This is a genomic window from Corynebacterium hesseae (assembly GCF_037850265.1).
Taxonomy (GTDB): Bacteria; Actinomycetota; Actinomycetes; order Mycobacteriales; family Mycobacteriaceae; genus Corynebacterium; species Corynebacterium hesseae.
This window is the reverse complement of sequence record NZ_CP137211.1, coordinates 1006527-1023607: the sequence shown is the minus strand read 5'-3', so window position 1 is coordinate 1023607 and position 17081 is coordinate 1006527. Positions and strand designations below refer to the sequence as shown.

Sequence of the window (17081 nt, the reverse complement as noted above, 5' to 3'; positions counted from 1 at the left end):
GCCGCCGCTCTCCTTCGGGAGGGCGGCCTTCGTCGTTTTCAACGCCCACGCTCAGCGTCATAGTAACCACCGTCATATTTTTAGATCTCCCTTTCAAAAATCACTCGAATTGCACTTGGTGCAAATTTGCACTGAGTGTACTGTTGCACTCTGTGCAAGAAGAAATGTCATTACGCGAGCAGAAGCGCCTCAAGACGCGCCTGCGAATCGAAGACGCCGCCACCCGTCTCGTGGATGAGCGTGGATTCGCCGACGTTACCGTCGAGGAAATCTGCGACGCAGCGGGGATTTCTCGGCGCACCTTTTTTAATTATTTTGATTCCAAAGACACTGCTGTGCTCGGTGCGCCGAGTCACGACTTCACAGAGGAACAGAAGAAGGCTTTCCTTAGCGCCCCTACGGATAGCGTTTTCAGGCTGGCGGTCGACCTAGTTAAAGGACACCTCGTTGGCCAGCATGTCAACGAGGTCATCGCTGAACGTCGCCGTCGGATCTCTGGGGACAGCGATGCCGCGGCGGCGGCACTCAGCCGTAAGCGGGCCAAGTCGAACGAGATCCTGGGGCTCATCACCGAGCGCCTTGACCAGGATCCCTCCTTGCGGCAGATGCCCGAGGTCACGGCTGAGACTGAGGCGATACTCATTGCCTTTGCTATCAGGGAAGCATTCTGGATAGCCACTGCGTCGCCAGATTTCAGCTGCGACATCCCCTTTGAGGCACGCTTCGAATCTGCGCTCACACTCATTAATAAATTTTCGAAAGGACTGACATGGTAGATACCGCGGCTAAGCCGGCCTCTCAGGCCGGCAGCGGCAAGCCGGATAACAACCTTGCCCTCGTATTCTCCGCCCTCGTGCTCACCATGCTGATGAGCTCTTTGGGCCAGATGATTTTTGCCACCGCTCTACCCACCATCGTCGGCGAGCTCGGCGGCGTGGACCACATGAGCTGGGTCATCTCCGCCTTCTTGGTCATGATGACAATCGCCATGCCTATCTCCGGCAAGCTCGGTGACATGATGGGCCGCAAGTGGCTCTACATTGGCGGCATCGGCGTCTTCGTCATCGGTTCCACGCTCGGCGGCTTCGCCGACTCGATGAACCTGCTCATCATTGGCCGCGCCGTGCAGGGTTTCGGCGCTGGTTTCATGATGATTTCCTCCCAATCCATCATCGCGGAGGTCACCACCTCCCGTGAGCGCGGCAAGTTCATGGGCATCATGGGCGGCGTCTTTGGACTCTCCTCCGTCCTCGGCCCAGTCCTCGGTGGCTGGTTCACTGACGGCCCGGGCTGGCGCTGGGGCATGTGGATGAACATCCCGCTGGGTCTGCTCGCTATCATCGTATGCACCCTGGTCCTCCACCTACGCGTCGGCGATACCGACCTGCGCAAGTTTGACCTCCTCGGCGCCATCTTCATCTCCATCACCACCGCCTCCCTGATCCTTATGACGACCTGGGGCGGAACCCAATACGAGTGGTCCGACCCGATCATCCTCGGCCTTGGTGTCACCGTCATCATCGGCGCCATCATTACTGTCTTTGTGGAATCCAAGGCTAAGGAGCCGCTCATCCCGGTACAGCTGTTCAAGAACCGCAACATGGTTCTCACGACCGCAGCCGGCATGGTACTGGGTTTGGCGATGTTCGGAGTGCTGGGCTACATGCCAACCTACCTGCAGATGGTTCACACTTTGACCCCGACCAAGGCGGGTCTCATGATGATCCCGATGATGGTCGGCATGATCGGAACCTCCACAGCCGTCGGTTTCATCATCGCCCGCACCGGTCACTACAAGCGCTACCCCATCATCGGCCTAGCAATCACTGCTGGCGCGCTGTTCTGGATGTCCAAGCTGACTGCAGACACCTCTCTGACCCAGCTCGGTGCAGAATTCCTCGTCTTCGGCATCGGCCTTGGCTTCGTCATGCAGGTTCTGGTCCTCATTGTCCAGAACTCCTTCCCCATCGCCCTCGTCGGAACCGCGACTGCCGCAAATAACTTCTTCCGTCAGATCGGTTCCGCCATCGGCGCGTCCCTCGTCGGCTCCCTCTTCATCCACAACATGAAGGATGAAATGGCCGCCAACATGCCCGCTGCCATCAAGTCCATGGGTGAGGCAGGCAAGCCCTTCGCGGAGAAGTTTGCCAGCGCCAATGGTGGTTCCTCCAGCCTTACCCCGGCACTGGTTGCTCAGCTGCCGGACCCCATCAAGGACGTTATCCTCAACGCTTACAACGACGGCCTAACCCCCGTCATCTTGCTGATGGTTCCTATGGCCATCATCGCGCTCCTCCTCATCCTCCCCGTCCGCGAGGAGCACCTCAAGGAGACGATTGATTAGAAGCCACTGCTTCGAGACAAGCTGGCGCTTGACGACGTGCAACGGTGGTCTGGGAGCTGAGATATCCCCTCGGCGTAGAAACCGGGTGAAGTAAGCACAAATCCTCGCTACGAGCATTCACGTAGCGAGGATTTCTTATTGTCACGATGCTTAGCGCAAGATTCCCAACTGGCGTGCTACCTGGGCAGCCACGCCGATGAGCGCGAGCACGCCGGCGAGGATGCCCACGATGGCACCAATATTCGTGCCGCCGGAGCTCAAGTCCCCGCCGAGGGACTTCTTGGTCACCTTCACGGTCTTGGTGATTTGGTTATCCGAGACCTTTGCCTGGCCATTGCGCAGAACATAGGTGTTAAAGGTGACGGTCGCGGTGCCCTCAGACTTTGCTGTGTAGGTTCCGTCCTCGTTGACTTCAAGGACCTCTGGGTCGCTACTGCTGGGCGCCGCCACCGGAACCCCCAGCTTCGCTCCCCAGAATCCATCGATGCGCAAACCCAGGCTTCCTTGGCTTCCGACCGAGGTTCCTCCCGTGGTCATCAGTTCAGCACGGTTTATAGCGCTTTCCGGCACGGCGATGGGGAATGCATGGCGACCGGCCGCCAACCGCGCCGGTTCGGATGGCTTATCATCGGCCGAATAGAGACCAGCTGTCACTTCTCCGATTTGAGCCTGCGCAAACTTCACGTATTCAGGATTAAGAATCGTGTACAGGTGGCCATTATTTGTTGACCATTGGCCGTTCTCTCGGACAAGGTAGTCCCACTCGCTGGGACCGCTGCTTCTGCTTGTAGACCACGATTCAACGGCATGTTCCATGTCCGTCGTGGTCAGGTTGTCCAAGGTATTGTAGTTGTCCAAGATTTCAGGAGTACGTGTGCCAACTGCGCGGCGATGATCAAACAAGAAGTTTCCCTCAGCAGCACGCTGCAAAACCGCGTGCTCGAGACCGCGGTCCCAGGAGATTGAATTCACATATGCCTCGCGGGTGCGGTAGCCAGCGGCACTAGCGGCCTGTCGCAGGGTTCCGCCGTTGAAGGGCAGGTTGGTGTCCCAGGCTTTGCCGCGCAACTCGCGAACTTGGCGGGTAACCAAGTCGATGTCGGACTGCATCACTGGCTCGGCAAAGACATAGGCCAGAGCGCCGTTAGGCTGATTAACGTCGAGCTCGGCCACAGGAACGGAACCAGCCGACGGATAGGTTGCTGCCGTGGCAACAGGTGCGGAGAAAGCACCGGTTGCCACGGCTGCGGCTGTAGTAAGGGCAAGGACAGAAGTGCGCAAGGACATGCTTCACCTTCTAAGCGAGAGGGAATAAGAACAGCTTTAATTCTATCCCCGCTCATGCCCTTCCATTAGAAAAGCAGGATAATTACTTTCTCTTCTGGTTGGCTGCTGCCTTCTTCTCCTCGGGCTTCGGCAGAAGAAGCTCATACACGTCCGTATCGCGCCACTGGCCGGCGAGCTCACCGTAGGTCATCTTTGCCATGTGGGAGTACGTGCCCACCTTGACGAAGCCACGGGACTTATGGAGGCCGGCGGAACCTTCGTTCTCCGGGAAGATCCACGAGTGGATAGCCCACTTATGCAGGTCGCGGCAGACCTCGATGAGCTGATCCAGCAAGGCGCCACCGATGCCCCTTCCCTGGGCTTCCTTGCTCAGGTAGATGGAATCCTCGACGACGCCGTGGAACACGGTGCGGGTAGACGCCTGCGCGGCGCACACCCAGCCGAGAACCTTTGAATCATCCTCCGCCTCAACAGCGACGAAAACTGACGCCATGATTTTGACGTTTTTGAACTCTTCAAAGGTCAACGAGCGGGTCTCGTAGGTAGCGTGGCCAGTGTTGAGGCCCTGCTCATAGATTTCTCGCATCTGCGGATAGTCCGCCGCATTGAAGGGACGGATGCGGAAATCCTTCTTCTTGTCTTTCGCGTTGTCGCTCATGGAACAATTATTACTGAGCACACGGCGTCAATGCCAAGCTGAGGGCAGAGAGATCGCCGCGCGCGAACGCGTTAGCTTTCGCCTTCCAGCAGATCGGTGACCAGCTCTGCAATGGCAGAGCGCTCAGAGCGTTGCAGCGTGACGTGTGCAAAGAGCTCACGCCCTTTAAGTTTTTCAATGACTGCCTGCACGCCGTCGTGGCGGCCAACGCGCAGGTTATCGCGCTGAGCAACATCATGCGTCAGTACAACTCGGGAGCCACGCCCCAAGCGCGACAAAACAGTCAACAGCACATTGCGCTCAAGCGATTGGGCCTCATCAACGATGACGAAAGAATCATGCAGGCTGCGGCCGCGAATATGGGTCAACGGGAGAACCTCCAGCAATCCGCGGTCCTGGACTTCGTCCATGACGTTTTCGGATACCAGACCTTCCAGAGTGTCATAGACGGCCTGCGCCCATGGATTCATCTTCTCGCTTTCAGAGCCCGGCAGATATCCCAGGGACTGCCCGCCCACCGCATACATGGGGCGAAACACCACGATACGACGGTGTTCGCCGCGCTCCAGCACTGCCTCCAAGCCAGCACACAACGCCAGCGCGGACTTACCAGTGCCCGCCCTGCCTCCGATGGACATGATTCCAACGGAGGGATCCAAGAGAAGGTCCAGGGCAACGCGCTGCTCAGCAGAGCGGCCTTGCAGACCAAAGACATTCGCATCGCCGCGCACCAAGCGAACGGTGCCCTCAGCCGTCATCCGGCCCAGAGCGGACTGCCCGCCCGCCTGCAGCGTAATGCCACAGTGCACCGGCAGGTCCTCGACGCGGGTGCCGGCGGTTGTCACGGATCCGTCGATAAGCACCTCGCCCTCCCCGTAGAGCTCATCGATGACCTCAGCGCTGGTGGGCACCGTGGCCATGCCGGTGTAACCGGTCAGCACGACGTCCTGCGCATGGTATTCATCCGCCTGCAGGCCTACAGCACCAGCCTTGACACGCAATGGGACGTCCTTAGTCACCAGGACGGTGTCCTTGCCCTCATGCTGGAGATTCAGCGCGCAGGCCAGAATCCGGTGATCTCCCTCCGGCCCGCGAAAGGCCGCCGGCAACAAGGATTGATCCTGGTGGTTGAGTTCCACGCGCAAAGTCCCGCCCGCTGCATTGACGGGCAGGGGCTGGTCCAACGCCTCATAGGTAGCGCGAAGGTCCTCCAAAAAGCGAAGAGCTTGGCGGGCGAACCAGCCAAGCTCCGGGTGATGACGTTTTCCTTCCAACTCAGAAATAACGACGATGGGCAGTACCACATCGTGTTCAGCGAACTTACGTAACGCCCAGGGATCTGAGAGAAGGACGGACGTATCGATGACATAGGTCTTGGTCAAAACAGAGGCCTCATGCGGCTGCTCGGTGAGGACGGAAGGATTGGTCATAGCGGCAGGGTTCTCCCTTGTTATGCCCGCCCCAACTCATCGACCTGGGACGGCATGGTGAAGCTGGTGGTTTTCGAACTATCCGGAGACTGTTCTTAGCGTCCGGACACCGTCCACGCTAGAGAGCAAAGGTTGAAATTACATGGGTGCAAGATGAACAGTATTAAAACGACAATCACCAGCGTCACACCATTCTCATCAGGCTCTACGAGCCTGTCGTCTCCCACCCCACCCCAACACTGCAGCTACATTCTTCGGCTCCGTGTTTTCACGCGATGACCGTAAGAAAACGAAGAAGCTCCACACCGTGTTATCAGTGCGGAGCTTTTTCGCTTTAGCTCACAAGGCAGCGAGCCGTTTCATGAGCGCTTAGTTGATGGTGGCCTCGTACTCACCGGACTCACCCTGCATCCAGGAGATGGTGCCATTGGTGAACTCCTGTACCCAGCCGTTGCCCTCGGCCTGCTCCGGGCCAGTCGGCAGGCCAACCTTGCTCTCCAGGCCGCCTTCCTCGGTCCAGGTCTCTGCGATCTTGCCGATGATCGGCTGGGTGCCGTCACCCTCACCGAATACCAGCAGCTTGTCCTTGGCAAAGGTAGCAACGCTTCCCTTGTCGGTGTTTTCAATGGATTCCGGATCGCCCCACTCAGCAGCCTTCTCCTTGATGGCCTGAGCGAAATCAGAAGGAACCTCTACGTCACCATTGGCGGTAGACACGCTCTCCTTGTCGCCCTCAGCGCCAGAGCCATCCTTCGACTCGGCGGAGTCCGACTCAGAAGAATCGGCACCTTCGCTGCCCTCGGCTCCCTCAGAGCCCTCAGCCTCGGAAGAATCGGCGGACTCGGAGTCCTTCATGGAATCCTTTGCGTCCTTAGCGGCAGAACCGGCAGCATCGGTAGCGTCGGACGCAGCGGACTGAGCAGCGTCGCCAGCATCCTTAGCGGCATCCTCAGCGTCGGAACAAGCAACGACACCCAGGGACAGGGTGGCAGCGGCGATACCTGCAGCGAAACGACGAGTCATCTTCTTCATTTTCTTAAGCCTTTCTGTCTAGTTGAGCACTGTTCTAAGTACTTTTGTTGAGAACGAAGCCCACCGTAGGCATGGCCAGCACTTCCTGCCACCACAGAACCTATGATTTGACAACAAAGACGTTGCTTTATCTCCGTTTCCGCTGTTGAGAACCCCTATATCTTTTTGATAACGGTTTGGAAACCGAGCCTCTTTGAGGCTTTCCTTGGGACTTTCTGCGCGCTTGCTTAGCTTTTGCTTTGTCGCGTGCGCTGCGTTTCTGGGCGGAATTGCGAGAAGAATTCCGCGTCCTCCCCTTTGCAACCCCGACGAAGTCTTGGATCTCATCGCCGTCATCAGCCCGGCGCCACACCAGTGCAATCACTGTGCGCGCCACAGTGGGGTCCTCCAAGCCCAGTGCCACGACCTGCTTCTTACTCAGCACCTTCAACAAAGGCCGCGGCGCGATGGCTACGCCCACGTTGGCTGCCACGACCTGCAAAGCGGTGCGCAGCGCCGGCACATCGACGCTGCCGTCCTGCGCAATCCGGTAATTCACTATTTCTTCGGCAACATCCTCCGGCGTGACGTCCTCCCCAACCTCCGCGTAGACAGAATCTTTCGGAACGGCGATGCCGGGTGCTTCCTCGTAGAGCTGGACGACGTGGAAGCTGTCATCAACCCGCGAATCCGGCAAGCGGGTCAGCGCTAGATCTGCCTCATGAGCAAGAAGAACGTCCATCGCGTCATCGGCGTCGACGGTTACCAGGGACTCTGGAGAGTGAGAATCACGGTAGCGACGAAACCATTTGCCGGGTTCTGTGCCAGTGGAAAAGACAAGGCGGAGCATGCACCTCATACTACGGTGCTGCTAGCGTTGTGAGCGTGACTGATACCCCGAATAGTGAAACCCCAGCCAACGAAACCCAGCAGCCTTCCGGCACCGCCATGCGTGCACAAACCGCAGCGAAGAAGTTGGGCATCTACCTGCCGGCCGCCCCGGAGGAGTTTCAAGCCAACGCGGTAACCCACGCGCAGCTGCGCGACTTACAGGAGAACCCGCCGGAGTGGCTCGCTACCCTACGCCGCGAGGGCCCCCACCCGCGCCCGGTCGTGGCACAAAAGCTGGGAATCTCCGTGACCGCGTTGAAGAAGAACGAGATGGACCGCCCTCTCACCACCGCGGAAATTAAAGAGCTCCTCAGCGCGATGCCCGAGTGGCTCGAAGCCGCCCGGAAAGCCCACGCTGAAGAGCGCAAGGAAGCTTAGACCAGCTTCCAGTCCTCAAGGCCGTCGTAGAGCGGGAAGTCCGCGGCGACCTTCTCAACGCGGGCGCGCAGCTTGGCGACGTCCGCGTTCTTACCGTTTGCCAGTGCAGTACCGATAACGTCGGCAACCTCGGTGAAGGCCGCCGTGTCGAGGCCGCGGGTAGCCAGGGCCGGGGTACCAATGCGCAGGCCGGAGGTGACCATCGGCGGGCGCGGATCGTTCGGCACCGCATTGCGGTTCACGGTGATGCCGACCTCGTGGAGGAGGTCCTCCGCCTGCTGGCCATCGAGCTCGGAGTTGCGCAGGTCCGCTAGGACAAGATGCACGTCGGTGCCGCCAGTGAGGACGTCGACGCCCGCCTTGGTGCAATCCTCGGCGGTCAGGCGCTCAGCCAGAATGCGCGCGCCTTCCAGGGTTCGCTCCTGGCGCTCCTTGAACTCCTCGGTGGCCGCGATCTTCAGCGCGATAGCCTTCGCCGCGATGACGTGCATGAGCGGTCCGCCCTGCTGCCCCGGGAAGACGTTGGAGTTGATCTTCTTGGCAAAATCCTGCTTGGCCAGGATGAGACCGGAACGTGGGCCGCCCAGCGTCTTGTGCACGGTGGAAGACACGACATCGGAGTGCGGCACCGGGGAGGGGTGCAGACCGGCGGCCACGAGGCCCGCGAAGTGCGCCATATCCGTCCACAGGTACGCGCCGACCTCATCCGCGATGGAGCGGAAAGCCTCGAAATCAATGGTGCGCGGGTAAGCGGACCAACCAGCGATGATCACCTGGGGCTTTTCTGCCAGCGCCTGCTCGCGCACCTTATCCATGTCAAGGCGCATGGTCTCCGGGTCAACCTCGTACGCGGCAACGTCGTAAAGCTTGCCGGAGAAGTTGAGCTTCATGCCGTGGGTCAGGTGCCCACCATGAGCCAAGGACAGGCCCATGATCTTGTCACCCGGCTGGATCAGCGACGCCAGCACGGCGGCATTGGCCTGGGCGCCGGAGTGGGGCTGGACGTTGGCAAAATCAGCGCCGAAAAGCGCCTTGGCACGATCACGAGCCAGATCTTCTACGATGTCAACGTGCTCGCAGCCGCCGTAATAGCGGCGCCCCGGGTAGCCCTCGGCATACTTGTTGGTCAGAACAGAGCCCTGCGCCTGCAGAACCGCGCGGGGGACGAAGTTTTCCGACGCGATCATCTCGAGGGTATCGCGCTGACGAGCAATCTCACCGTTAATAGCAGCAAAGACCTCGGGGTCGAGATCGCGCATCTCCTGGTAGCGCACGTCTGAATTGTTCGTAGTGGTCATGAAAGCGTGATGTCCCTTCGTAGAGGTGGTCAATGAAGCCCGCGGCGCCCGCCCGCGGCACGACACCACCGGCTCTGCAATCGCCGAAGCTAGTTCTACATCCTAACGCCCGCATCCCCCGCGTGGGGGCCTCCTCGAATCTTTTCATTCGGGGCGATTGCCACAGGCGCTCTGCTGAGTGGAACAATAGTCGGCATGGCGCGAATGACCGATGCGAGCCCGTACCTCGATTTTGACCGCGATACGTGGCGTGCCCTGCGTAAATCCATGCCACAGGTGCTAACGGCGACCGAGGTGGAAAAACTTCGTGGCATCGGTGACCGCATCGACCTCACTGAGGTGGCTGAGGTCTATCTGCCGTTATCCCGTCTTATTCACATGCAGGTTGAGGCCCGCCAAAAACTCACCACCGCTACCGAGGCATTCTTAGGAAACCCACCCACGCACGTTCCTTTCGTCATCGGCGTTGCCGGCTCCGTCGCGGTGGGCAAGTCAACGACCGCGCGCTTGCTCCAAGTTCTTCTACAGCGCTGGGACTCCCACCCGAAGGTTGATCTGGTCACCACCGACGGGTTCCTCTACCCCACCGCGTACCTTAAAGAGCACGGGCTTATGCAACGCAAGGGCTACCCGGAGTCTTATGACCGTCGCGCGCTCATGCGTTTTGTTACCGACGTTAAATCCGGCAAGCCACTGGTAACCGCACCGCTGTACTCACATGTGTCTTATGACATCGTTCCTGGTGAGTTTCAGGAGGTTCGCCAGCCGGACATCCTCATTTTGGAAGGCCTCAACGTCTTACAAACCGGGCCGACCCTCATGGTTTCGGACCTGTTCGACTTCTCTGTTTACGTGGACGCCCGAGTCGACGACATCGAAAAGTGGTACATTGATCGCTTCCTCAAGCTCCGCCACACTGCCTTCCGCGAACCAGGGGCGCACTTCGCGTCCTTCGCGGACATGACGGACGAGGAGGCCTACGTGCAGGCCCGTGAAATCTGGCAGTCCATCAACCTGCCCAACCTCATCGAGAACATTTTGCCCACCCGGGTACGCGCCTCCCTGGTTCTGTGCAAGGGCTCGCACCACCTGGTTGACCGGGTGAGGATGCGTAAGCTCTAGCCCGATCGCCAGGGCTAGCGGCCGAAGCGGCGCGAGCGCTGCGAATAGTCACGCAAGGCGCGCAGGAAATCCACCCGGCGGAATGCGGGCCAATAGGTGTCCGTGAACCAGATCTCCGAGTAAGCGGCCTGCCACAGCAGAAAGCCGGACAGCCTCTGCTCGCCGGAGGTACGAATGACGAGATCGGGGTCAGGCAAACCCTTGGTATAAAGGTTGCCCGTAATGGCCTCCGCCGTCACGTTGTCCGCAATTTCCTCAGCGCTCAACCCCTTGCGGGCTTCGCCGCGAATGAAACTCTGCACGGCGTCCACAATTTCCTGGCGCCCACCATAACCAACCGCGATGTTGACGATGACTCCCTGGTGCTCCTCCGTGGCCTCAGCCGCGCTTTGCATCTTGGCCGTGACCTGTTCAGGGAGCAGATCTAGGTGCCCAACGAGCCGGATCTGGCAATCCAAGTCCCCTTGGGAGAGGTGCGTAACGACATCCGAGATGATGTCGAAGAGCAGCTGCACCTCCTGCTCGCTGCGCTTCAGGTTCTCCGTCGAGAGCAGGTAGATAGTGACAACCTCGATGTCGGTGCCTTGGCACCAAGAGATCATCTCGCTGATCTTCCGCGCGCCCTGCCGATGGCCGTGGCTGATATCCGTAAATCCAGCCTCGCGCGCCCAGCGGCGGTTGCCATCAGCCATGATTGCCACGTGGCGTGGTTGCGGCTTGTTCTTGATTTCACGTGTCAGACGCGCTTCGTACAGGGGGTACAGGAGCTGGCTTAGGAACTTCACGGTGGGAATCGTCCTCTACCTTAAAAGATGGACTTCTTGCTGTTATCGAGGATGCCGGCTTCCTTCATTGCCGAATCGATCGCCTCATCATTGAACGGATCGATGCCGTGATCCTGCGCAAACATGGTTCGACGACGGAAGCGCGAATAGCGGCGGTGAAAATTCCAGCCTGCAAAAAGGACAGCAACACCCATCAGGGCGAGGATGAGCAGACCAATAGGCGAAGCCTTACCAAACTCCGGTCCAACCGGCCCGCTTTGGCTTCCTTGGGCGAGCAGGGCGACGTCGTGCGCTGCGAGGTAGAAAGCGTTCATGCTTTAAGACTCCCCTACTTCTGGAATTCCCGCAAATAAATCATCTTCCGGCAGTGCAGTAGAAACGCGAGTTTTGGCCAACTCGAATTCCTCCGTGGGCCAGTGCTCCTGCTGTACGGACACGGGCGTGGCTAGGAAGGCACCGGCTGGATCAATTTGGGTTGCGTGCGCACGGAGCGCATCCTCACGATTCTGGAAGTAATCCGCGCATTCGACCTGTGTGGTTACCCGCGCCATGATGTCTCCGAACGTCGTATCCCAGCGCGCCAGCATCGGCTCATATGGACTGATCTTGCCTTCCTCCAGAAGAAGATCATGGAAGATCTTCATCCTTTGGTATACGAAGCCATGCGTGTAGTACAGCTTCTGCGGCTCCCACGGCTCACCCAATTCTGGGTGGTATGCCGCGTCACCCGCGTTTTCCCACGCCAGCATGGACGCGCGGTACACCATGAGGTGATCCGGGTGTGGATAGCCGCCGTTCTCGTCGTAGGTAATAATGACGTGGGGCCGGAACTCACGGATGATTTCAACCAGTTCTTGGGCTACGTCATCATCTTCCTTAAGCGCAAAGCAGCCCTCAGGTAGTAAGTCCTTGATATTGGGCGCGAGCGGGTTACCAGGAAGGCCCGAATCAATGTGCCCAAGCCAGCGATGTTGCACGCCCAAGGCGGCGGCTGCTTTCGCCATTTCCTCACGGCGAATGCTGCCCATATTCTCAAGGACACCGGGGCGATCCATGGCCGGGTTGATAATATCTCCCCTCTCGCCACCGGTGCAGGTCACGACGAGGACTTCCGCCCCCTCCGCGGCATATTTTGCGGTCGTCGCAGCACCCTTCGAGGACTCATCGTCAGGGTGCGCGTGGATAGCCAAAAGGCGCTTCGTGCTCACTGGGTGATACATCTCCCTACATCGTCCCTACTTCGCCTCATTAATACAGAGGCATTAAACAGAGGCCTAGTCTAGTGGATAGTTTCTTCGCGGCGACTGTTGGATAGAATCAGACTCATGTCTGACGCCCAACCTGCTTCTCAACCCGCACGCTCGCAATCCCGCTACGGTTCTTCCTCTCAGTCCACTCGCGCAAAAGGCTCATGGACCAACCGGGCGCTGGTGCTGGTATTCCTGGCTATGCTGATTGCGGCCATTGTCTACGGCGTTCAGTATTTCCGCAGCCAGCAAAAGGTCAACGCAGATATCTCCTACGTCACCCACGAGATCCTGTCTGATGACACAGCGCGCGTGTGGGTAGACATCACCCGCAACCGCGTGGAAGAACCTGCATACTGCATTGTCCAGGCCTTCGACTACTCCAAGGCTGAGGTGGGGCGCCGCGAGGTCGCCGTGCCTGCTGGCGGTGAGTCCGCTCAACGCATCGCGGTGGATATCCCCACCAACCACAGAGCCGTCGCCGGTGGCGCCTACGGTTGCTCCGGAAGCATCCCGTCCTATTTGGACACCAGCACGATGGATACAGCGGGTGAGGCTACCGGCGAGTAAAAGCCCAGCTGTGCTAGTATGTTGAGCGTTCTGAATGGGCCGCGCCACCTGCGCTTTCTGGCCCATTCAATGAGAAATAGACCCGTTCATTAGGAACCGTAAACGGAAGGTTGCACTATGGCTGAGCAGCAGAAGCAGTACATTACCCCGGAAACCAAGGCCAAGCTCGAGGCCGAGCTGCAGGCCCTCATCGACCACCGCCCGGTCGTCGCCGCGGAGATTAATGAGCGCCGCGAGGAAGGTGACCTCAAGGAGAACGCGGGTTACGACGCAGCCCGTGAGATGCAGGACCAGGAAGAGGCCCGCATCAAGCAGATCTCCGAGGTTCTGGCGAACTCCACCACCGAGCGCACCGCCGTCCAGGAGGGTGTTGCCCACATCGGTTCCGTTGTGCACGTGTACTACAACGGCGACGAGGAGGACCGTGAGACCTTCCTCATCGGTACCCGCGCCGCTGCTTCCGATAACAAGGACTTGGAGACCTACTCCGAGCAGTCCCCGCTGGGCGCTGCCCTTCTGGGTGCTGCTGAGGGCGAGACCCGCGAGTACACGGCGCCGAATGGTAAGACCTTGTCGGTCACCGTGGTCTCTGCGGCGCCTTATGATTCCGCAAAGGCCGCAACTCCGCGCAAGTCCTAATTTATACTGCTCTTAGGTCATCGTTTTTCCGAGAAAGAGTTTTAACCCATGAAGAAGTTCACTCGTTTCGCTGCCGCTGGTTTGGTTTTTTCCGCTGGTCTCACCCTTGCTGCCTGCCACCCTCCGAACCAACAGGATTCCTCTGAGAAGGTTGACACCGGCGCTTCCTTTGCCGGTGAGGCTCCCGGCGCAGGTGCAGCCGCCCCCTCCGAGGCTGCGGCTGAGTCCGAAGCAGCCACTGAGTCCGAGGCCGTTGCTGCAACCGAGGTTGCTCCGGCTGAATACACCACTGCTCCGGTTCAGCAGTAGGTTCAACGGCAACTGGTAATGAAGCGGCGTCCCGATAGTTGGGGCGCCGCTTTTAGCTTTCTGGGGTCCGCCGTCTTTTTCTACTTTGCCTCCCGGACCCAATCCCCGATAACCCCTGGCAGTACTGCGGGTGCTTCGCCGAGCAGATCACGGCGGTTGGGGTCGCGTTCTACTTGAGTCGTGACGGACTTGACCCGCCTTTCGCCTTCGCCGCCGCGTGCCATGCCACCCATCATGGGCATCATGCGCATCCCCGCACCGCGGGCACTGCCGACTCCCTGCCTCGCACTACTCGCTCCGCCCGGGGCTCCCAGGACACCACCAGCGCCACCAGCGTTGCCGACGCCCCCGGTACCTCCCGTACCGATGGCACCACCTGCGACGAGGCTGCCTCCGCTTAGCGACGTCCGCCCTTCCCTCTGTTGTCCAGTTCCCGTTACGGCCCCAGGAAGGGCTCCTAGTACCGGATGCGTTCCGGTCTGCGGCCCGCCGAATGAAGATCCCAGACCTCCGATGCCCGCTGCGTTTGTCGTTGGATTCGCCGACATTTCCGGCAAGCGACCACTGTGGCCTGCCACGCCTCCGGGAAGCTTGTTCCCACGGCCATCAGCAAGACCAATGGCTCCTAATCCCTGCCCTACAGCGCCGCTGCCTAGACCTCCGAGCCCGTTTACACCAGCTGGCATGTTTGCCGCTCCGCTGGTAGTTGCCAACGATCCTGGCGCTCCTCCCCGAACGGGATCAAGGGCGCTCAAGCCTGCGTTGGCAGCCGAGGTATTCACCTCGCCTGCATTGATCGGCGCTAATGCGTCTCCGAAACCAAGCTCGCTGAGGATGCTGCGCCCACGATTGTGTAGCTCGTTATGAAAGCGCGCGATATCGTCAGCCCCCATCCCCACGCTTTCCAGACCTTGGATGTGGCCATCCGCAACGCCAAAGGAGCCCGGCCCCATGGTGCCGCTTTCTATCGCTTCGGCTATTTGCTTCGGCCATGTGACTCCATCGGTGTTGTAGCGATTTCCGTCGCCCATGACTGCCCCGAAATGCGTACTGGTGTCTCCGCCGCCGCTGGGCGGCGCTGCGTCCATAAGCGCATGCTGATACGGCATAGCGGAAATCACTTGCTGTTGAAGGACGCCCTGCATATAGACCAAGGCCGCTTGCTCAGCGGCTTGACGCGTAGCAGGCTCTGGGATTGCCGCCACCTCAAAGGCCAAGGCGATGGCTTCCGGCTGTACATTCATCAGCTGCGCTTGGAAGCCGAACAGCTTCTGCTGCATGACGCTCGCATTGGCAATGAAGTGTGTACCCGCCTGCGCAACTTCACGAATCTTCTGCGCTGCGCGTGTGGTGGCTTCACTGTCGTTCTCAGCTTCCAAAGACGCGGCCGAGTTTTCAAGACCCGCAACGATTTCTGCGACTTCCCCACTCAAAGCGCCCCACCGCGCATTCGCTTCCGACACATCCCAGAAGCGCGTGCTAAACAAATTCGATGCTAAGCCCATGATGGAAGCACCGGTGTCCACGATCGGGATGGTAAATCCAAACGGGCTGTATCCCGGGTCTGGTTGCGACACGATCGGCATCGATACCGCCCCGCCTCCCCCACCAGCGTCAGCGACATCCAACCCCCGACTCGTAAGCTCATCCTGTGATTCGAAGCTTGCCAGCTCAGTTTTTAGTGTGTCTGCCAACCAGGAAAGCTGCCTATTAAAGCCTTCGAGTGAATGCTGCGCAGAGCCAGGATCATGTGTAAGTACTCTCTCGTGGATACCCCCGACATCCTTTATCCCCAATACCGGAGAGAATCCGCTGTTAAGCGGAGAATGGGCTCCATCCGCAACACCTCTAAGCCGCTCAGATAGTCCCCTGATTTCAGACAATTGATTGAAAAGATTTGACAAGTTTATTTGCATTTGTGCCCCCTATTTAAGTAGCAAACGTATAAAGAATTCTTTCCCCGATCACGCAGCGCTCGTCCTTCTGAGTGCTACCAAAACCAGAAGATTCAACTATCAGCGTTCCCTTGGTGGTCTCTAGATATAAAGTGCAAAACAGTCGACCAAAATCAGGGTCATCTAGGGCAACTACCGGAAGTTGCTCACCTTCATAAACCCTTTGCCCCCCGTATTGCGTTTCCAGTTCCTGAAGTGCCATATCCGTCACGCCGAGACCAATGAATCCAGTTTCCCCCACAGCATTTTCAATCTCAAACCCACAGTGGGAAAAACCTGATTCGCGAACACTTGACTCCAAACGCGTAGAAAGGCCTGCTTCCCTTAGCTTTCTTTCCGGAATCCCTACACACGGATCAAACACCTGAAATCCAGGCACTGTCCGGTCAAACTCACCTAGCGGCGGAAGTACCCCACCGCCTGCACGAGACTGCTCACTTTGAGCTTGAGACTCTCGCCCCGTCGTGGCGGTGGCATCAGCGACCCCCGAGTCCACTGAGCCACCGCCGGCTTTCATGTCAGGAGAATTGCGAAAGTCCCCCGCGTTACTACCATCGCCACGAACACTGAGGCCGAGCGGTAATGCGCAGTTTGACAGCACCCCGATACAAACCGCCATCATCACAAGGCCCCCGATTCGTTTCATGGTGTCCCTTCAACTAACTTTCCTGACCGTTAGAAGCCCCTCCCTTGAGCTTTAAGCTCCGAGCGACTTCTGCGACCAGAATGCACGAGAAAGAACAAGAAGTCGCGCCAGTGCCAAATTAGTCATTTTCTATATACAAATTTATTGTAACTATTCGATCGCACTAATAGAACTATCCGTTAATAATAGCTGGTCGTAGCCTGCATGGAGCTTGGGTGCCCGCCGTGAACTACATGTGTCTTGCCTGCCGATTATAACCAATTGGGGGTACCCGAATTACAACACTGTCAATTTTTGGGGTGTCGTTTTTCCTCAATTAAGAAGCAATCTTGCCCACTTTGCCGCACGCCGCTTAGAGCATCGCATCCTTGGGAAACATGAGAAACCCAATTCTGTCGGCATGGTCGCGTAAAGCTCAGGGCTAGGCACGGAAACAGGTGCTTGCCGATGCAGTTGCCTTCATTTCCAGCGGACGGCTCACGGAGCCTGTTAACAGCAAGACAAAGACTCA

At 58.6% G+C, this 17081-nt stretch carries 18 protein-coding genes; 7 read left to right on the top strand and 11 right to left on the bottom strand.

Going from position 1 to position 17081, the window contains the following annotated elements; genetic code table 11:
- The first annotated feature begins 164 nt into the window (after positions 1-164).
- Both R3O64_RS04825 and R3O64_RS04820 read left to right on the top strand, forming a co-directional pair.
- Entirely contained in the window at positions 165-776 is a 612-nt protein-coding gene (locus R3O64_RS04825; RefSeq protein WP_185963397.1) for a TetR/AcrR family transcriptional regulator, read from the top strand.
- Positions 770-2344: an MDR family MFS transporter gene (locus R3O64_RS04820; RefSeq protein WP_070562557.1), complete on the top strand. Its 1575-nt coding sequence runs from the start codon at positions 770-772 to the stop codon at positions 2342-2344. The genes R3O64_RS04825 and R3O64_RS04820 overlap by 7 nt, the downstream gene beginning before the upstream one ends.
- A 150-nt stretch (positions 2345-2494) precedes the next feature.
- Here R3O64_RS04820 and R3O64_RS04815 read toward each other — a convergent pair whose 3' ends face one another.
- The 5 genes from R3O64_RS04815 to R3O64_RS04795 all read right to left on the bottom strand — a co-directional run bounded on the left by R3O64_RS04815 (position 2495) and on the right by R3O64_RS04795 (position 7580).
- Positions 2495-3631, bottom strand: a complete 1137-nt coding sequence (locus tag R3O64_RS04815) for a hypothetical protein (protein WP_070523965.1) — start codon at positions 3629-3631, stop codon at positions 2495-2497.
- Positions 3632-3713: 82 nt separating this feature from the next.
- Positions 3714-4289 carry a GNAT family N-acetyltransferase gene (locus tag R3O64_RS04810; RefSeq protein ID WP_070523963.1) on the bottom strand — a complete coding sequence of 192 codons (576 nt, stop codon included), beginning with the start codon at positions 4287-4289 and terminating at the stop codon, positions 3714-3716.
- A gap of 71 nt (positions 4290-4360) precedes the next feature.
- Positions 4361-5719 carry a PhoH family protein gene (locus R3O64_RS04805; RefSeq protein WP_070523961.1) on the bottom strand — a complete coding sequence of 453 codons (1359 nt, stop codon included), beginning with the start codon at positions 5717-5719 and terminating at the stop codon, positions 4361-4363.
- A gap of 369 nt (positions 5720-6088) precedes the next feature.
- On the bottom strand, positions 6089-6751 hold the full coding sequence (locus R3O64_RS04800) for an LGFP repeat-containing protein (protein ID WP_070683828.1): 663 nt from the start codon (positions 6749-6751) through the stop codon (positions 6089-6091).
- Between the two features lie 127 nt (positions 6752-6878).
- Positions 6879-7580, bottom strand: coding sequence for a LysR family transcriptional regulator substrate-binding protein (locus R3O64_RS04795; RefSeq protein ID WP_070597570.1), 702 nt, complete (start codon positions 7578-7580; stop codon positions 6879-6881).
- Positions 7581-7678: 98 nt separating this feature from the next.
- Here R3O64_RS04795 and R3O64_RS04790 point away from each other — a divergent pair, with 98 nt between their 5' ends.
- Complete coding sequence (locus R3O64_RS04790; RefSeq protein WP_083299207.1) at positions 7679-7999, top strand: DUF5997 family protein; 321 nt, start codon at positions 7679-7681, stop codon at positions 7997-7999.
- Here the strand turns inward: R3O64_RS04790 and glyA are convergent.
- Positions 7996-9297 carry a serine hydroxymethyltransferase gene (glyA, locus tag R3O64_RS04785; RefSeq protein ID WP_070523952.1) on the bottom strand — a complete coding sequence of 434 codons (1302 nt, stop codon included), beginning with the start codon at positions 9295-9297 and terminating at the stop codon, positions 7996-7998. The two genes, R3O64_RS04790 and glyA, sit on opposite strands and share 4 nt — an antisense overlap.
- 195 nt (positions 9298-9492) lie before the next feature.
- On the opposite strand from glyA, the gene coaA reads away from it, so the two are divergent.
- On the top strand, positions 9493-10419 hold the full coding sequence (coaA, locus tag R3O64_RS04780) for a type I pantothenate kinase (protein ID WP_070523949.1): 927 nt from the start codon (positions 9493-9495) through the stop codon (positions 10417-10419).
- Between the two features lie 14 nt (positions 10420-10433).
- Here the strand turns inward: coaA and R3O64_RS04775 are convergent, their stop codons facing one another.
- Genes R3O64_RS04775 through mca form a run of 3 tightly spaced genes read right to left on the bottom strand, consistent with a single transcriptional unit; the run spans position 10434 to position 12412 of the window.
- Positions 10434-11204, bottom strand: coding sequence for an isoprenyl transferase (locus R3O64_RS04775; RefSeq protein WP_144014534.1), 771 nt, complete (start codon positions 11202-11204; stop codon positions 10434-10436).
- 20 nt (positions 11205-11224) lie between these two features.
- Positions 11225-11518 carry a hypothetical protein gene (locus R3O64_RS04770; RefSeq protein WP_070523946.1) on the bottom strand — a complete coding sequence of 98 codons (294 nt, stop codon included), beginning with the start codon at positions 11516-11518 and terminating at the stop codon, positions 11225-11227.
- A gap of 3 nt (positions 11519-11521) precedes the next feature.
- On the bottom strand, positions 11522-12412 hold the full coding sequence (mca, locus tag R3O64_RS04765) for a mycothiol conjugate amidase Mca (protein WP_070524017.1): 891 nt from the start codon (positions 12410-12412) through the stop codon (positions 11522-11524).
- Positions 12413-12529: 117 nt separating this feature from the next.
- Here mca and R3O64_RS04760 point away from each other — a divergent pair, with 117 nt between their 5' ends.
- The 3 genes from R3O64_RS04760 (at position 12530) to R3O64_RS04750 (ending at position 13969) form a co-directional block, all read left to right on the top strand.
- A complete protein-coding gene (locus R3O64_RS04760) occupies positions 12530-13021 on the top strand; it encodes a DUF4307 domain-containing protein (RefSeq protein WP_193629070.1) in 492 nt (163 codons plus the stop codon).
- Positions 13022-13138: 117 nt separating this feature from the next.
- The gene (greA, locus tag R3O64_RS04755) at positions 13139-13660 is read left to right on the top strand and encodes a transcription elongation factor GreA (protein WP_010187368.1); all 522 of its coding nucleotides are present in this window, start codon (positions 13139-13141) and stop codon (positions 13658-13660) included.
- 48 nt (positions 13661-13708) lie between these two features.
- Positions 13709-13969: a hypothetical protein gene (locus R3O64_RS04750; RefSeq protein ID WP_070523942.1), complete on the top strand. Its 261-nt coding sequence runs from the start codon at positions 13709-13711 to the stop codon at positions 13967-13969.
- Positions 13970-14049: 80 nt separating this feature from the next.
- Here the strand turns inward: R3O64_RS04750 and R3O64_RS04745 are convergent, their stop codons facing one another.
- Together R3O64_RS04745 and R3O64_RS04740 are read right to left on the bottom strand one after the other, a co-directional pair.
- Positions 14050-15555, bottom strand: coding sequence for a hypothetical protein (locus R3O64_RS04745; protein ID WP_339017407.1), 1506 nt, complete (start codon positions 15553-15555; stop codon positions 14050-14052).
- 343 nt (positions 15556-15898) lie between these two features.
- The gene (locus R3O64_RS04740; protein ID WP_339017406.1) at positions 15899-16570 is read right to left on the bottom strand and encodes a hypothetical protein; all 672 of its coding nucleotides are present in this window, start codon (positions 16568-16570) and stop codon (positions 15899-15901) included.
- Positions 16571-17081 lie beyond the last annotated feature (511 nt).

Bases quoted from the DNA above. Each gene is read 5' to 3' on its own strand.
- R3O64_RS04770 (WP_070523946.1), bottom strand. From the start codon at position 11,518: ATGAACGCTTTCTACCTCGCAGCGCACGACGTCGCCCTGCTCGCCCAA.
- R3O64_RS04820 (WP_070562557.1), top strand. From the start codon at position 770: ATGGTAGATACCGCGGCTAAGCCGGCCTCTCAGGCCGGCAGCGGCAAG.
- glyA (WP_070523952.1), bottom strand. From the start codon at position 9,297: ATGACCACTACGAACAATTCAGACGTGCGCTACCAGGAGATGCGCGAT.
- R3O64_RS04815 (WP_070523965.1), bottom strand. From the start codon at position 3,631: ATGTCCTTGCGCACTTCTGTCCTTGCCCTTACTACAGCCGCAGCCGTG.
- R3O64_RS04740 (WP_339017406.1), bottom strand. From the start codon at position 16,570: ATGAAACGAATCGGGGGCCTTGTGATGATGGCGGTTTGTATCGGGGTG.
- R3O64_RS04760 (WP_193629070.1), top strand. From the start codon at position 12,530: ATGTCTGACGCCCAACCTGCTTCTCAACCCGCACGCTCGCAATCCCGC.
- R3O64_RS04745 (WP_339017407.1), bottom strand. From the start codon at position 15,555: ATGCCGATCGTGTCGCAACCAGACCCGGGATACAGCCCGTTTGGATTT.
- R3O64_RS04750 (WP_070523942.1), top strand. From the start codon at position 13,709: ATGAAGAAGTTCACTCGTTTCGCTGCCGCTGGTTTGGTTTTTTCCGCT.
- R3O64_RS04825 (WP_185963397.1), top strand. From the start codon at position 165: ATGTCATTACGCGAGCAGAAGCGCCTCAAGACGCGCCTGCGAATCGAA.
- coaA (WP_070523949.1), top strand. From the start codon at position 9,493: ATGGCGCGAATGACCGATGCGAGCCCGTACCTCGATTTTGACCGCGAT.
- greA (WP_010187368.1), top strand. From the start codon at position 13,139: ATGGCTGAGCAGCAGAAGCAGTACATTACCCCGGAAACCAAGGCCAAG.
- R3O64_RS04790 (WP_083299207.1), top strand. From the start codon at position 7,679: ATGCGTGCACAAACCGCAGCGAAGAAGTTGGGCATCTACCTGCCGGCC.
- R3O64_RS04800 (WP_070683828.1), bottom strand. From the start codon at position 6,751: ATGAAGAAGATGACTCGTCGTTTCGCTGCAGGTATCGCCGCTGCCACC.
- R3O64_RS04795 (WP_070597570.1), bottom strand. From the start codon at position 7,580: ATGCTCCGCCTTGTCTTTTCCACTGGCACAGAACCCGGCAAATGGTTT.
- R3O64_RS04810 (WP_070523963.1), bottom strand. From the start codon at position 4,289: ATGAGCGACAACGCGAAAGACAAGAAGAAGGATTTCCGCATCCGTCCC.
- R3O64_RS04805 (WP_070523961.1), bottom strand. From the start codon at position 5,719: ATGACCAATCCTTCCGTCCTCACCGAGCAGCCGCATGAGGCCTCTGTT.